The sequence below is a fragment of the Paenibacillus tundrae genome (genome assembly GCF_030812775.1).
In the GTDB taxonomy this organism is placed as follows: domain Bacteria; phylum Bacillota; class Bacilli; order Paenibacillales; family Paenibacillaceae; genus Paenibacillus; species Paenibacillus tundrae_A.
This window is the reverse complement of the sequence record NZ_JAUSTI010000021.1, coordinates 74852-90001: the sequence shown is the minus strand read 5'-3', so window position 1 is coordinate 90001 and position 15150 is coordinate 74852. Positions and strand designations below refer to the sequence as shown.

Below are 15150 nucleotides of genomic sequence, written 5' to 3'. Positions count from 1 at the left end.
TGTATTAGGCATGCCGCCAGCGTTCGTCCTGAGCCAGGATCAAACTCTCCAATAAAGTATTGAAAAGAGCGATTAGCTCATTTTGAATCTGACGAGATTAAAAATCTCATTTGTGCTTCGAAACTCTCCAGTCCGAAGACGTGTACGATTTCTCAGCGTCGATCTTGCAAGCAAGATCGTTACTCACTCGTTGTTCAGTTTTCAAAGATCAAACTTTTCGTTCGCTACCGAAGTTGTTCTCTTCAGCAACTCTTATATATTATCACGTCCGAACCAACTTTGCAAGCTCTTTTTTTTAAGTTTCTTTCGAAGCTTATGTTGTTTGCTTGCCGCACCGTGTTTCTCGTGTTTTCTTGGCCGGAATAAGAATATATCATGAATCACAACCACTTGTAAAGAGCTAATTTCAATTTATTTTATTATATACCTAGATTACATGCATTATTATATCCTTTCTTCTATTATAAATACATCCTCATTAAACCTGAGCTCTACTTTACCAATCGTATATAAACCTTTAATTCAACTCAGACACATACACGATCAATCCTGCTGATTGCAAAAAGCCATAGAGATCTCAATGCAGAACATCAATCTCCGCATACCATCTTACCTTGTATTCACATTTTTATATAACAGATTATCACATAGGTTATTCGTTGCCTCTTCTATTAATGTAACTATCTTCATATAAATGATGTGAGTTTTGACAAGCTACTATCGCTATTGTTACCTTTATAGCAGAAGTGAGTAATTCAATATCATAAATAGATAAAAATGTAGTTCCAAAAATAAGATAGACTCTTGGAGGGTGTAGCGTGACTCAATGGATCACAGAATTTATCCTTTTTTTCAAAGACTTGTCGTATGCAGGTGTGGTCATTGCTTTATCATTTGAATTTGTGCCTGCCGAACTTGTTCTCCCGCTTGCAGGTTACTGGGTTTACCTTGGGGACATGAATCTTATTCTTACGATTATAGCAGGTACAGTTGGAGGCACATTTGGCCCACTAACGCTGTATGCGCTTGGTCGGTTTGGCGGAAGACCCCTCGTTGAGAAATACGGTAAGTATTTTCTCATTCGAACACATCATTTAGAAGCTTCAGATCGTTTCTTTGAGAAATACGGCAGTGGGGTGGCCTTCTATGGGCGCTTCGTGCCCGGGGTAAGAACTTTGATCTCTATACCTTGCGGTGTTACCAAAATGAATGTTTTCAAATTCAGTCTGTATACCTTCCTAGCTATGCTGCCCATTACATCGCTCTATGTATACCTAGGCTTTAAGCTTGGCGCTCAGTGGGAGCATGTGGATGAAATTATCAAACCTTATATTCTGCCAGCGGCTGCCATCTTTATTATCGGTTTTGGACTCTATGTTCTTATTAAACGCTTTAGAAAAGGACGCGTATCACAGTAGACCAATCATGGACTAACTGATTTGTTAATCATGCAGTATATTGATTGATCGAACGCTAGAGACCTACGAGCTGAATCTCGGTAGCTCCTTCTGAGATAACGATGTTGAATTTTCTTTGACCTCCCGGTCTCGCTTCTCTACTCCATCTCGCCACCTGGCATATTCGGTAAATAAGCAATTTGGCGGCTCCATTTTGATGGGGCGACTCCATCTGAGTGTAAGCATCCGTTTGTAATAACTCATTGAAATACATAAGCCCAGGATATCCGAGATCAACAGTTGCCTGGGCTTAAATTATGCCTTGCTATATTTATTGGATTTACTCGAATAAATAGGAACTCATTTTACAATCATATGACTCCACTAAGATTATGTTGATCATTGCCTCGCATTGCATCCCCAATGGATTTAACTCATGCGAATAACGTCAAGACGTGTCTGCCGTGCTTTTCTCTATTAGTTTTCACCTTACAAAACGGTTAAGGTACTAACACTTTACAATCGGCCATAATCTCCGGTTTGTAACGCATGCTGTCCGCTTCTGTGATTGGACGTATGACTTTACATGGAACACCAGCAGCTAATGAGTTTGCCGGAATATCACGCGTAACCACACTCCCCGCACCGATCACACTTCCGCTCCCAATTGTAACCCCGCCACATACTGTAACATTGGCAGAGATCCACACATCATCACCAATCGTGACAGGTTTGGCATAACATAGCGATTTAATATTTCCATTTTGATCCAACATCTGTCTGCGCTCAGACGCAATAAAGGGATGAACGGGAGTAACAATGGTTACATTAGGCCCAAAGCTGACATAGTCACCTATCGTCACTTGTGCATCATCCTGGACAGTCAGATTGTAATTCCCGAAGAATTGATCCCCAATCCGGGTATGCACACCATAATGAAAGAAGATTGGACCTTGTATGAATACACCTTCCCCCTTAGATCCTAACAACTGTTGTAAAATCATTTCCCGTTCTTCACTCTGATCCTCATACGTCAGGCTATATTGTTGACTTAGGTTGTGTGAACGGCGTTTGATTTCCTTCAATTCTGGATTACTTGGACTAAAAAGAATTCCCTTCCTGATCCGTTCTTCTTCTGTCATACTCATAACCTCCACAGCGTATGAATGTTCGCCCGCAAAAAGACGTGAATCCACAGAACATCTTCTGTTGATTATATCGATTCCTCAAGGATCGTCTCCCTTAATTCTTGAAGAATCATCCATCTTAGTCCTGCATCAAAGTCTTTCTGAAATGTCCATTGGTACACAACTTCAGGAAACGTAGGCATTGGATGTTCCATCTGATACTGCTTCCATGCAGCCTCCAATTGCTCTATCTTCACTCTCTCCTGATAAATCACGGTCTGATGCGGAGCTACAATAGCATTAATTGTTTGGATGATCTGGCAAACTTGCAGAAGGAATTCATCATCATTCATCTTACCTTTCCAATTCGGTGCAGACGGCAGATACTTGATTTCACCAGACATTCCATTCTTCCCTTGCATGATCTGTCCATTCAACATAATGCCAAGGCCAGGTGGATACCGATTAGGGAAATAGATTCCGGTCACACACTGCTCTTTCATTTCCTCATGCTGAATGCAGTACCCGCTGATCGCAGCGTTAACATCGTTCTCGACAAGAACTTTCAGATCGAATTCACTCTGAATATCTTGAATCAAACGTGAATTAATAAGTTCATCATGACTACTCACCGTAATATCCCCATTGACTGCTTGCCCTGGAATACCTATGCCGATCCGGTGAATAGAAGGATATGACGTAACGCATTGTTTAATCAGTTGAAGAATGTGTTGTTTATCCAAGACAGGAAGAATGCAATCTTCCTTAGACAGCACTTCATTTTCCAAGTTAATCACGGTTGCTGAGATTAGTTCTTCACCTTTCATTTCTTGGATATATAACACCAGTGCAAGTCTGTAATTGTAATTGTATCGATAAGCTTGCGCCGGTCTGCCGCCATTCGATGGAACTACTTTATCTTCAAATAACTCGCCACGATTACATAGTTCCTTCACCAAAGCGTTAATCGTCACAACACTAAGCTTCGTTAATGAAGCTAGCTGCGGCTTGGTCGCCGTTTCGATCTGTTGCATTACTTCACGTACATTATTTAGATTGATGTGTTTCATCAATTTTGCATTCGCTTTTCTCATCATCCGCTTGTTCCCACCTCAGCTCTTCACCAAACAAGAAGAAACAGCCGTACCATATCTTCCAACTTGTAAAACTTATTTTAGCACTTTTGCTCCTTTACTCAAACAAATCATCTATTGACCGAACCGGCTTCACTTCAATAGGTTCCTTCGAAATAGACAAGCTCGCATAGGCACCCACCCAAATGATTGCCGCTAAAATAATGTATACCATATCTGCTCACCTCCCCAACTTGTGCGGCTTAAGAAGCAGACGATTCACTGTCTCTGCACTAAGCAACATAAGTACAAGTAAAATGAACACAACGATCGGAAAAGCTCCTGTACCTGTTCGCGCCGCCAGAATTCCGAACAATGGCGGAATCAAAGTCGTTCCGCTATACGCAACGGCCATCTGGTAGCCCATTAACTTCGCTGAATTTTCTTTGCCAAATCGCGTAGGCGTCTCATGCAAGAGCCCTGGGTAGATCGGAGCGAGGCCAAGCCCCACCAGTACAAATCCCGCTACAGAAAACGTGGAAGGCAGTGGGAGCAATAAGATGATTCCGCCCGCTATCGTTACCCATTGTCCATACCGAATCAACAAACGATTTTGAACTTTTAATGTAATGAAGCCCGTAATTAATCTGCCAAATGTGATCCCTGCATAATAAAGTGAGATGCTCGTTGCAGCTACCTCTGCTGAAATGCTCCTCGTACCTACCAAATAGCTGGCTCCCCATAATCCAACGGTGGTTTCCACTCCGCAATATAACAAAAAGGCAAGCAAAGATGGCTTAACTCCGCGAATATTCAGTACCTTGACCGAAAGACTCGTGTGCGACTGTTGCTCTGTCTCTGCATGCTCTGGTTGTGATGATGCTCGCGTTGCAGCCACACGTTTCCATAGAGGCAAGGTTACAAGTAGTACAACGACAAGTATCAACTGGATGATTGCAACGGCTGTATAACCGCCTCTCCATGAGTTCTCGCCTGCGATATACCCGGCCATGATGATTGGCCCCATGGTAGCACCAATGCCCCAGAAGCAATGCAGCCAGTTCATATGGTGTGCTTGGTAATTCTCGGCTATATAATGGTTCAATGCGGCATCTACCGCTCCAGCTCCAAGACCCAATGGAATAGCAAGCAGCATAAACCAAACCATCGAAGGTGCGATCGAAAACCCAAATAATGAAACTGCAGTTAACAAACAACTGAACATTGTGATTTTGCCTGTCCCTATAGTCCGAATCATCCTGCCGCTTGCCAAACTAGAAACGATTGTCCCTCCAGCAATAATCATCGATATTAATCCCGCCGACCCTACGGAAGAACCAATCTCCGGCCACATGACCGGCCAAGCAGAGCCAAGAAGCGAATCCGGAAGCCCCAGACTAATAAAGGCTAAGTAAATGATGATCAGAAACCATGTTGCCATGGTGTACCTCCTCTCTTTAAAACAAACACTAAATAAATATTCTTTATAAAGTTTATATTGTAAGTATGCGAGTGCTGGCCATCTTTTGTCAATATCCATTCGATGGATTGCGTATGGCTATGAAGGTCTATGTTCGCCATTCACTAAAATAATGGATGATCATCAACAAAAGACCGTAGGTACTAACCCACGGTCTTGGCTTGTTTTACTACCAATAACAACAATCACAACAATTATGTTAGAAAGTGCTTGTTCATTTTAAAAGTTATAGTATCCTGCTTTATTTCCGCTCTACTGTGTACCCTTTATCTTCAAGGAGTTTCACGATGCCGTGCTCACCCAGATAGTGAGCTGCACCAACAACGATGAAGTACTCTTCCCCTTTACCATTCTTCAGGTACCCGTCGATCTTATCCGCCATACCGATATTACGGTCAACCAGCATAGCCTTGTTGTACTCTTCATTGTCCGAGAAGCTGTTCGTCAGCTCAAGTAACTGCTCGTCATCCCCTGTTTTCCACATCTCCGCCATTTGATTCAAACTGGTATCAATTACATCAAAGTTATCAATGGTTGCTTTAAGGGTTTCCTCTTGCAGCTCTTTAGAGAAGTTGTTGAACATTCCAAGCTGAGATTCATAGGACTCCAGTTCAATCACTGGAATTTTGCGCTGTACAGCCTTCTGGATGAAATACAAATCCACACCTTCCGATGCTTCATATCCACCATCCGCTGACTTCAGTCCTCCGAGTGTAATTTCTACCACCCATGGTTTGAATGTATCAAAAGCGTCCGGTTCAATACCATTCTCCTTCAAAAGTTTACCCAGACTTGCATAGGTTTCACTGGAGATATGGTCTTTCAGCGTTGTCCCATCCTGATAGGTACCGAGATCGAGAACCATCTTCTGCTGCTCATCCGTTGCTGTGCTAATATCTACTTCTACACCCAGGTAGTCTGCTTCCGCAAAGGCTTCTTCAAATTCAGGACGCAATGGATAGAAACTCTCATCCGCAACGTGCATTGAACCTACGAGATAGACGGTATTACCGTTTTTCTCGACTTCCCACATGAAGCCGCGTCCACCCGTTTGGACCGTCTCAGTGTCTCCACCCTTGGATACCAGCAATACGGTACGTGTCGCAGAATCCCAACGAACTTCATAACCCGCTGCATCACCAACGATGCGAATCGGTGCATACGTTACTCCGTTGATCCGTGTAAGCTTGCTTTTGAGTGTAATCGTCCGACCATCGACTACAGCCGTAATCGTATCATCTGTTGCCGTCGTCAGCTTCACATCCATCGCATCCAGCGTTGTACGCAGTGGAACAAGTGTCGTTCCTTTCTCCAGGATTGGTGCACCTGTAGCATATTGTACGGCCTGATCATTAACCTTAACGGATGTCTCCTGAGGAGCAGCCATAGCTGGTACGGCTGATGCGAGCAAACCTACTGAGACGGTAAGAGATAAGAGCATGCGTTTCCAATTTTTCATATTATGTATTCTCCTTTGGGATAAGTATTGTTGCCAATCATTGATTCAATAGAATGGACATTCTTAGTTCATACGGATACAGGTGGGAAAAGGTTCCATCATATTTCCGAATTAGCTCCTATTCAATGCAAAGTATGGATGTACGATAATTAATAATAACGTAAGAAAAATGACGGACTACAGCAAGAATCTTCTGTTAGACTCAGAGAAGAACATACCCAACACATTTAAGTTAAAGTGTGATATACATATGTATTGAAAGGTGGAACATCCATGGAGAACGCCGGCGTAAGTGCCGAAGAAACGACTAAAAAGAGACCCTTATTCTCTATTAAAAAGAAGCGGATTCCTTCTCTCACACCAGGCTGGAAAGGCGCTGTAGCTGCTCTATCCATAGTGACACTGTCGTTGTACTTCGTTCAAGCCTATTATTATTTGGGATCACGAGGTGCAAGTGACTACTGGATTGGCAGCTTACTGTTTCTATTTGCAACATTAGCATTCACCGGAATCCTTGCAGGACTGCTGCACTGGGTCAAAAAGTTACCTTCACGTTACGTATGGTCCATGCTTACTTCACTCTTGTTGCTTTTAATAAGCTTATTGGGTCCCATCCCCCTTACGCTGCTTGTTACGGTATGCATCCTCATTGCCTGTTCCGTGCTTGGCGCACTACTCTATCGATTCATCAGTGGTGTCTACCGGGAAGCTCGAACTTGGAAGAAAGTCAGGGCAGCCGCAAGTGCTGCAATTACTCTCATCTTCGTCTGCATGCTCGGTTATTGGATCTTCAGCGAAGGACAGAAGGAATTTGCTGCACCCTACCCGTTGCAGACGGTCAAGCCTGCGGAAGCTTACACAACCCTATTAACCAATCCGGCAGAACCCGGAACATTTTCCGTAAAATCCCTAACCTACGGGAGCCATTCGACGTATCGTGACGATCTGAGCACAGAAATGATGCTGACTACCAAATCTGTCGATGGATCAGCCTTTGTTGGTGATTGGACGAAAAGACGCACAAGCACGTTTGGTTTTGGCGCTGGCGCAATGCCATTAAACGGCACAGTCTGGTATCCCGAAGGCGATGGCCCTTTCCCACTTGTTCTCATCGTGCATGGCAACCACCTGGCGACGAAATATTCAGATCCAGGGTATGCCTATTTGGGTGAATTGCTGGCAAGTCGCGGACATATTGTAGTTTCCATTGATGAAAACTTTCTCAACTCCTCGCCATTTAACGAATTGTTTGTGTTCAAACCCCTACAAGGGGAAAATCGGGCGCGGGGATGGCTGCTGCTGGAACACCTTATGGTGTGGGAAGGATGGAATAATGCACGAGATAATCCATTTTATAATAAAGTCGACATGGAGAAGATTGCCCTGATTGGACATTCACGAGGAGCTGAGGCTGTAACCACAGCGGCGGCATACAATAAGATGACATCTTATCCGGAGAACGCCAATATCAAGTTTGATTACAATTTCAACATCCGATCGATCGTCTCCATAGCAGGTACCGATGGACAATATAAACCGGCAGGACAGCCGATGTCCTTAAAAGACGTGAATTATCTGGCTCTGCATGGCACACATGATATGGACGTCACCTCGTTTGTCGGAACGAGCCAGTATCACCGGACTGAATTTACGGATCGCAGTAGTGAATTCTTCAAATCTTATGTATACATATATGGCGCTAACCACGGGCAATTCAACACCGAGTGGGGCAAACATGACGGTGTCGGGTTAGGCAACAAGTTGTTCAACACAGCCGGTCTTCTTCCGCAAGATCAGCAATTACAAGCTGCTAAGGTGCTCATCTCATCTTTTCTAGAAGCCACCCTTCAGGAGAATACTTCATACCAGATGGTGTTTCAGGATCTCGGATACGCCAGAGACTGGCTTCCCGAGACGATGTATATCAGCAATTATTGGGACGCGAATACGTTAACCATCAGCAGCTATGACGAGGATAGTGATCCAGGGACAACTACGTTGCCAGGAGGAAGCTTAGAAGGAGAAGGGCTGAAGACATGGAAAGAGCAAAATGTCGAGATGGGACATACAACCGATCCATATAACGCCGTTGCTCTGGAATGGGATCAGACAGCAACGTCCTCCACTCCCGTATACAGAGTAATTCTACCTGATCAAGGCATTGGCATAACTGATCAGAGTTCCATCGTGTTCTCCATCGCTAATACGGAAACCGATCAAGACGTGGACGGAGCCGATCTGCCGGTAGATCTCACTGTAGCCGTTGAAGACGATCTCGGAAATACCAGTCGTCTACCATTAAGTAGTGTCTCTCCGCTGCTGCCAATGTTTGAAGGAGCTCTAGCGAAGTCCCCATTTGCATTGTTCCAAACAACGAAGGAGCCAGTGTTCCAGAATTATGCCTTCCAACTGGCTGATTTCGTTGCAATGAACCGCGATCTCAACCCGGAGCAGATCAGAAATATCAGCTTTGTGTTCGACCAGTCGGAGAAAGGTAGCATTATGATACGGGATATAGGCATTCAATGATCATTTCATTATTCGTATGACTGTATCCTATGGATGTAAAAAAACACTCAACTTATTCGCGATGAGCCGTGAATGAGTTGAGTATTTTCACTAAACCAGAACAATCATCAAACTACGTGCTCGGTTGATCTCCGATCATCTGCAGCTCAATATTCTTCATCTCATAAAAGTAGCCTTGCTGCTCCATCAGCTCCGTGAAGGAACCCGTTTCTACGACCATACCTTGATCCATGACCACAATCTGATCCATCTTCTCAAGTCCTGTAAGCCGATGACAGATCAGAAGAAGTGTATCATCAGCTGCCTGTGCGAAGACCTGCTGCAACACGCGTTGTTCTGTCACATAATCGAGTGAGGATGTTGGTTCGTCTAGAAGCCATATGCGTCCGCTCCGCAGCATGACTCTTGCTAGAGCCAGGCGCTGCTTCTCGCCATCGGATAGATTCTCACCCTTTTCATACACTGGATCACTGAGTGACATATTGAGCAGTTGGACTTTATTCAGCACAGCCGCTAATTGTTCGTCAGCATGCTCTTCCCCATTCAGAAGTAAGTTCTCCCGAACGGTTCCCTTAAAGAAATGACTTTGCTGTAAGACAACGTTTGCTGTCCGCCATATGCTCTCTTCATCTAGCTCACTTAGCGAAACGTCATTCAACTGGATATCGCCAGACGTTGGCTCACGTAGTTTAAGTAACAGATCCACAATGGTAGACTTGCCTGATCCGCTGGGTCCAACAATCGCTGTTTTGGAGCCAGGTGGAAAAGTTATCGAAATATCATTCAATGCGGCTCTCCACTCCCCCTCATATTGAAAGGTAACGTTAGACAATTGGATTGAAACTGCCTGTTCGGTAGCGCACTGTCCACTTGGTTGTGCAGACTGCACATCGGAGGTCTGGACCGTCTCGTTGAGTCGTCTGGCTGCATGTTCACTATCCTGTTTATACACGGGCAATACAGCCATCGCTGTTGCTTCTTCAAATACCGTCTGGGTAGCCAGGATCAGCATTGCGAGGTAAACGCCAGCAAGAGACCCATCCATAATCAGCCATGCGCCAACGACCAGCACACCCCATGTCACGAGATAGGTTACAAAAATATGCATAGATTGCCCACGTAACAGATGCCCTGCTGCTCTTTGCTGCTCCAATGCCAATGCGGCGGAAGCCTGCTGGAGCTGTTGCTCTCGTTGCTCCAATTGCCCATATACCTTTAGATCGCGGAAACCATACAATACTTCGGTTACTTCTGTAGATAGCAATGCCCGTTGCTGGCGCACACGACCATGTATTTTACGCTGCCCCAGCAAAACAATACCCGGTACAACAAATGCCGTAATTAACATGCCCAGCACGAGCAAGCACGCAACCCAGAGTGAATAAACGGAAGTAAACAGCACGGTAGACAAAAACACCATAACGACGATGATCGGCGGATACGCAACACGCAAAAAATAATTTTGCAAGCTTTCTACATCGCCAACGATCCGCGCAAGCAGATCCCCACTTCGGTTTTTATTCAATATGCCTGGTGTTACGGGAATGAGTTTGGCAAAAAAGGAGGTGCGTAAACGGCTCAACATGGAGAACGTCGCTCTGTGTGAGTACAATCGTTCCCCATAGCGGCTCGCCGCTCGAAGAAAACCGAGCAATTTGACCATGGAGGTAAGTACAATCAAGGTGTAAAGCGGCGGTGCAAATACGGTTTGCGCGATCATATACCCACTGGCGGAAAAGAGACCCACACCTGCTATGCCTGCAATAAATCCACCCAAAATAGAGAGTAAGATATCCTTGCGCTCCTGAATCATGGCCTTGGACATCATAGCTAGTTCATTCATGTTAACCCTCCTTTTTGTTGAATATGAACCATCTCAGCATACTGAGGTAGTCGATCAAGCAGTTCTGCATGTGATCCGGAGTCTATTAATGCACCATTCTCCATGAATAAAATGCTGTCCGCCTGTTGAATTGTATATAATCGGTGAGCTACCGTAATCATCGTTGCCGTTTGTGTCAGTGATGCAATCGAACGTTGCAGTATTCGCTCCGTGTGAACATCAAGTCCCACCGTTGGTTCATCAAACAAGATGATAGCCGGTCGTTTCAGAAAAGCACGTGCAAGGGCAAGCCTTTGCTTCTCCCCGCCAGATAACCCCCTTCCTCCTTCACCAACATAGGTATCCAGCCCTTGCTGCAATTGAGCAGTAACTGCACTAAGTCCTGCCTCCTCAGCCGCTTGTTCAATGTCGGCTCTAGATATATTTGCCCCCGAACCAATCGCAATGTTCTCAGCCAATGTACCTGCGAAAATATACGGATGCTGAGTAATATAACTCACCTGCTCGAACCAGGCGGCCTCATCATATGTGAACAACGGACGTCCATTAACCAGAACTTCCCCTGACGTCGGTTTTAATAATCCGGAGATCAGATGTAGCAGAGTCGTTTTGCCAGAGCCGCTTTTGCCAACAATCGCGATATGCTCTCCTGGTTTAATGGATATCTTCTTCGCCTCAAGTTCAAACGAATCCGGTGCATACCGAAAGTGGGTATCCATTAGATCGATAGACGGTGGCATAGGCGTTAGCACTGGATGTTCAGTCGACGATGATGGTTCCAATTGAGCCCCAGCCATCACATCGGTATTCTCACTCTTATTGTTATGTGCTACCTTTTCGCCATCGCTCTGTGCACTCGTCGTATTCGTGTCTGTAAGCATCTGCTCCACCTTGCGAATTGCTCCCATACTGGTTCTACCGCTATGAAAAGCGGTTCCTGTATTTTTCAGCAGGCTGTAAAACTCGGGAACAAGCAACAACACCAGAAAGGCCGTGTGGAATGTCAGCGCCTTGAATACTAACAACTGAATGGCAAGTTCAAGAGCGACGATACCGATGCCTAACATGACGATCGATTCCAGCATGAAGGTGTTCGTAAATGCAATTTTCAAAATGCCCATTGTTGTATCACGATACCCCAGGCTGCTGCGTTCAATCTCCTTATGCTGACGATCAGCCCTACCAAATATTTTTAATGTAACTAGTCCCTGAAGCGAATCCAGGAATGTACCGGAAAACTCAGCTAGTTGCGCATATTTTTCCTCAGACTTGTTCTTGGTTTGCAATCCGACCAAAATCATAAATAAAGGGATAAACGGAGCTGTGCAGAGCAGAATCCACCCCGTGTTAGCATGCTGGGTGAATGCAACAACTAGAATCAGAATCGGAATGATCGCTGCCTCCATCATGCGCGGCATGTACTGACTAAAATAACTATCTGCCTCATCTACCGCATCCAACGCAACACTGACCTTCCCTCCCGTCTGTCCGTGCAGCGTTGAAGACATGGAAGCATGGGTCAGGTTTTGCAGCACCTTAGCTCGCATATGCGTCTTGGCTTGGGCAGCCATATGCAAGCCGACCTTTCCATTGCCGTACGATAACAGCGTGCGCAGAGCCATAACAGCCAGCAAGATACCGAGCAGCATCACTACTGAGGCAAAGGAAGCTTTCTCTACAAAGATTCGCTGGACTGCTTCAGCCATAAGTGTAGCCTGACTTATAATCGCTATACCCAGTGCCAGAGACATAAGCGCAAGGAGAAGCCTGCTTCTTCGATGTAACGACATTTGCTGAGCAATCAGACTCGATTTTCTTTTCACCGTGCGCTCCTCCTTTTATTTTTTCCCTTTGACGTAATCCGCATCGAACAGGAACAGCTTGAAGACCAGAATAAGAGATGGAATCAGCAAGCACAGCCCTCCGATAAATACAACGACAAGTGCGAAGCCCATGGCTGGTGATGTCGCGCTACTCTGAATCGTGATATAGGGATCAAGAATATAAGGATATTGACCAATCCCGTAAGCAAAAAAGGCACAGAAAAATTGAAGCATGATGCTAATAAATGCAAGTCCATATCTACGTCCGTTATACAGCAGCCACATGGCAATCATGAAGAAAGCAACGGAAAGTGCAAGCAACCACCACAGATCCATCATATTTTGAAAATGGCGCTCATTGTGTTGGCCCAAATATATAAATGCAGTCAGTGCGAGAATGATGGTCGGTGTACTCCAAAACAAAGCATAGTTCCGCATCAACTTAAGTGCCCCCTGATCCTCTGCCCGTGATGCATAAAAGGTTAGAAACGATCCGCTGATAAATAGGACAGAGACAATTGCCAGTCCAACGATACTCCACGATAACGGGTTGGTAAACAGCGCCCAATAGTCCAGTGTAACGGTCTCGCCCTGTTTCAGGATAAATCCGCCTTCCGACAGTGTCAGTGCCACGGACAGCGATGCAGGAATTAGCAAACCTGTAGCTCCGTATAAGAATAGGTACACGATATTATTTTTGGAACCATAATTCTCAAAAGCATAGAACGAGCCACGAATGGCAAGCAGTATGACGGCAATACTTCCTGGCACGATTAAGGCTGCGCCATAATATGAGGCTGTGTCCGGGAAAAACCCAACAATACCGATGTAGAAAAATACAAAAAACACATTGGTAATCTCCCAGACCGGCGATAGATAACGGGAGATCAGACGATTAATCAGGTGATCCTGCTTCGTCAAACGAGCATAGAAGGCAAAAAATCCTGCGCCGAAATCAATAGAAGCTACGATGAGATAGCCATACAAGAACAGCCAGAGTACCGATATTCCGATTAATTCATAACTCATCAGGCATGCCCTCCTTTGTCCTCGGATTGATCCTGTTTCGCCTTCAGCCATTTTTCCATCTCAACCTCAGCAGGATTGTTGTTGAACAAACGTCTTAATACAAGAGCACATATAACGCCAAGCACGATGTACAACAGTAGGAACACGAAAAATAATATTCTCACACTTGGGGATGTAGTAGCCGCTTCTTCCACCCGCATATACCCTCGAATGATCCAAGGCTGTCGTCCCACCTCTGCATAGAACCAGCCCATCTCAACGGCAAGAAAAGCAAGCGGAGCACTCAGCGCAACGAGGCGAAGCATCCATTGGTTGAACTGATTACGCTTCTTCCAGAACACCAACAGGAAATATAGACTGGAGATCGCAAGCAGGGCGAATCCAATTCCGGCCATTAGATCGAATAAATAGTGCACCAGCAGTGGCGGATGTTCATCCGGTGGAAATTCATTCAACCCCGACACTTCGGCATTAAAGTCTCCAAAGGCGAGAAAGCTGAGCAATTTGGGCAAATGAAGAGCACCTATAATCTCATGTTCCGCATTCAGCCAGCCGAGTAAAATTAAATCTGCGCCGCTCTCTGTCTCAAAATGCCATTCTGCTGCTGCAAGCTTCTCAGGCTGATGTTCAGCCAGAAACTTGGCAGATACATCTCCAGCGAGTGAGTTCAGCAAGCTGAATACTAAAACAACAGCCATCATCAGATTCAAGCCTTTCTTGTGGTAAGCAGAGACACCTTTTCTCAGCATGGCAAGGGCAGCAATCCCGGCCAGCAGAGCCGCACCCGTTAAGTAGGCTGAGCTCAGCACATGGAATACCTTGGAGAATGTTGCTGTATTCAGCATCGCTTGCACAGGGTTAACCGCGATGAACTGGCCTGCCTCCATGACAAATCCTTCAGGTTGGTTCATGAAGCCGTTCACCGTTGTAATAAAAACAGCCGACATTCCCGCTCCGGCCACAACCGGAATAGTTAGCAACCAGTGAATATACGGGTTCTTGAATCGGTCCCATGTATACAGATAAATGCCTAGGAAAACCGCTTCGAAGAAGAACGCGAACACTTCCATAAATAGCGGTAATGCAATGACATTCCCGGCTAACTTCATAAAATTCGGCCATACCAAGGCAAGCTGTAGAGATATCGCCGTGCCTGTCACGACACCCACCGCCACGGAAATGACAAACCCTCGTGACCACCTTTTCGCCATTAGTATGTAATGGTTATCCTTCTTCCGAATGCCAATAAACTCTGCAATAGCAATCATTAGAGGCACACCTACACCAAGTGTCGCAAAGATCACGTGAAACCCGAGCGTTAAGCCTGTCACCAATCTGCTCCATAATACCGTATCTAACTCCATACCTCTGTCACCTCCGTTTTCACTTT

The 15150-nt window shown here is 45.3% G+C and carries 10 protein-coding genes; 2 read left to right on the top strand and 8 right to left on the bottom strand.

From position 1 onward, the window contains the following. The first annotated feature begins 818 nt into the window (after nucleotides 1-818). Complete coding sequence (locus tag J2T19_RS25060) at nucleotides 819-1418, top strand: DedA family protein (RefSeq protein ID WP_128100163.1); 600 nt, start codon at nucleotides 819-821, stop codon at nucleotides 1416-1418. A gap of 479 nt (nucleotides 1419-1897) precedes the next feature. Here J2T19_RS25060 and J2T19_RS25055 read toward each other — a convergent pair whose 3' ends face one another. The 4 genes from J2T19_RS25055 to J2T19_RS25040 form a co-directional block, all read right to left on the bottom strand. Further along, a complete protein-coding gene (locus tag J2T19_RS25055; protein ID WP_307220779.1) occupies nucleotides 1898-2539 on the bottom strand; it encodes a sugar O-acetyltransferase in 642 nt (213 codons plus the stop codon). A 71-nt stretch (nucleotides 2540-2610) separates the two neighbouring features. Next, nucleotides 2611-3621: an ROK family protein gene (locus J2T19_RS25050; protein ID WP_307220777.1), complete on the bottom strand. Its 1011-nt coding sequence runs from the start codon at nucleotides 3619-3621 to the stop codon at nucleotides 2611-2613. 217 nt (nucleotides 3622-3838) lie between these two features. After that, nucleotides 3839-5038: an MFS transporter gene (locus J2T19_RS25045; protein ID WP_307220775.1), complete on the bottom strand. Its 1200-nt coding sequence runs from the start codon at nucleotides 5036-5038 to the stop codon at nucleotides 3839-3841. Nucleotides 5039-5318: 280 nt separating this feature from the next. Next, entirely contained in the window at nucleotides 5319-6536 is a 1218-nt protein-coding gene (locus J2T19_RS25040; protein WP_307220773.1) for a TraB/GumN family protein, read from the bottom strand. 273 nt (nucleotides 6537-6809) lie between these two features. Here J2T19_RS25040 and J2T19_RS25035 point away from each other — a divergent pair, with 273 nt between their 5' ends. Further along, complete coding sequence (locus J2T19_RS25035; RefSeq protein WP_307220770.1) at nucleotides 6810-9065, top strand: alpha/beta hydrolase family protein; 2256 nt, start codon at nucleotides 6810-6812, stop codon at nucleotides 9063-9065. A 112-nt stretch (nucleotides 9066-9177) separates the two neighbouring features. Here the strand turns inward: J2T19_RS25035 and cydC are convergent, their stop codons facing one another. Genes cydC through J2T19_RS25015 form a run of 4 tightly spaced genes read right to left on the bottom strand, consistent with a single transcriptional unit; the run spans nucleotide 9178 to nucleotide 15124 of the window. Continuing rightward, nucleotides 9178-10908 carry a thiol reductant ABC exporter subunit CydC gene (gene cydC / locus J2T19_RS25030; RefSeq protein WP_307220768.1) on the bottom strand — a complete coding sequence of 577 codons (1731 nt, stop codon included), beginning with the start codon at nucleotides 10906-10908 and terminating at the stop codon, nucleotides 9178-9180. Next, nucleotides 10905-12731, bottom strand: a complete 1827-nt coding sequence (cydD, locus tag J2T19_RS25025) for a thiol reductant ABC exporter subunit CydD (RefSeq protein WP_307220766.1) — start codon at nucleotides 12729-12731, stop codon at nucleotides 10905-10907. The genes cydC and cydD overlap by 4 nt, the downstream gene beginning before the upstream one ends. Nucleotides 12732-12746: 15 nt before the next feature. Further along, complete coding sequence (locus tag J2T19_RS25020) at nucleotides 12747-13760, bottom strand: cytochrome d ubiquinol oxidase subunit II (RefSeq protein ID WP_307220764.1); 1014 nt, start codon at nucleotides 13758-13760, stop codon at nucleotides 12747-12749. Further along, nucleotides 13760-15124 carry a cytochrome ubiquinol oxidase subunit I gene (locus J2T19_RS25015; protein ID WP_307220762.1) on the bottom strand — a complete coding sequence of 455 codons (1365 nt, stop codon included), beginning with the start codon at nucleotides 15122-15124 and terminating at the stop codon, nucleotides 13760-13762. Before J2T19_RS25015 ends, J2T19_RS25020 begins: the two co-directional genes overlap by 1 nt. Nucleotides 15125-15150 lie beyond the last annotated feature (26 nt).

Bases quoted from the DNA above. Each gene is read 5' to 3' on its own strand.
- J2T19_RS25055 (WP_307220779.1), bottom strand. From the start codon at position 2,539: ATGACAGAAGAAGAACGGATCAGGAAGGGAATTCTTTTTAGTCCAAGT.
- J2T19_RS25050 (WP_307220777.1), bottom strand. From the start codon at position 3,621: ATGATGAGAAAAGCGAATGCAAAATTGATGAAACACATCAATCTAAAT.
- J2T19_RS25045 (WP_307220775.1), bottom strand. From the start codon at position 5,038: ATGGCAACATGGTTTCTGATCATCATTTACTTAGCCTTTATTAGTCTG.
- J2T19_RS25040 (WP_307220773.1), bottom strand. From the start codon at position 6,536: ATGAAAAATTGGAAACGCATGCTCTTATCTCTTACCGTCTCAGTAGGT.
- J2T19_RS25035 (WP_307220770.1), top strand. From the start codon at position 6,810: ATGGAGAACGCCGGCGTAAGTGCCGAAGAAACGACTAAAAAGAGACCC.
- cydC (WP_307220768.1), bottom strand. From the start codon at position 10,908: ATGAATGAACTAGCTATGATGTCCAAGGCCATGATTCAGGAGCGCAAG.
- J2T19_RS25020 (WP_307220764.1), bottom strand. From the start codon at position 13,760: ATGAGTTATGAATTAATCGGAATATCGGTACTCTGGCTGTTCTTGTAT.
- J2T19_RS25015 (WP_307220762.1), bottom strand. From the start codon at position 15,124: ATGGAGTTAGATACGGTATTATGGAGCAGATTGGTGACAGGCTTAACG.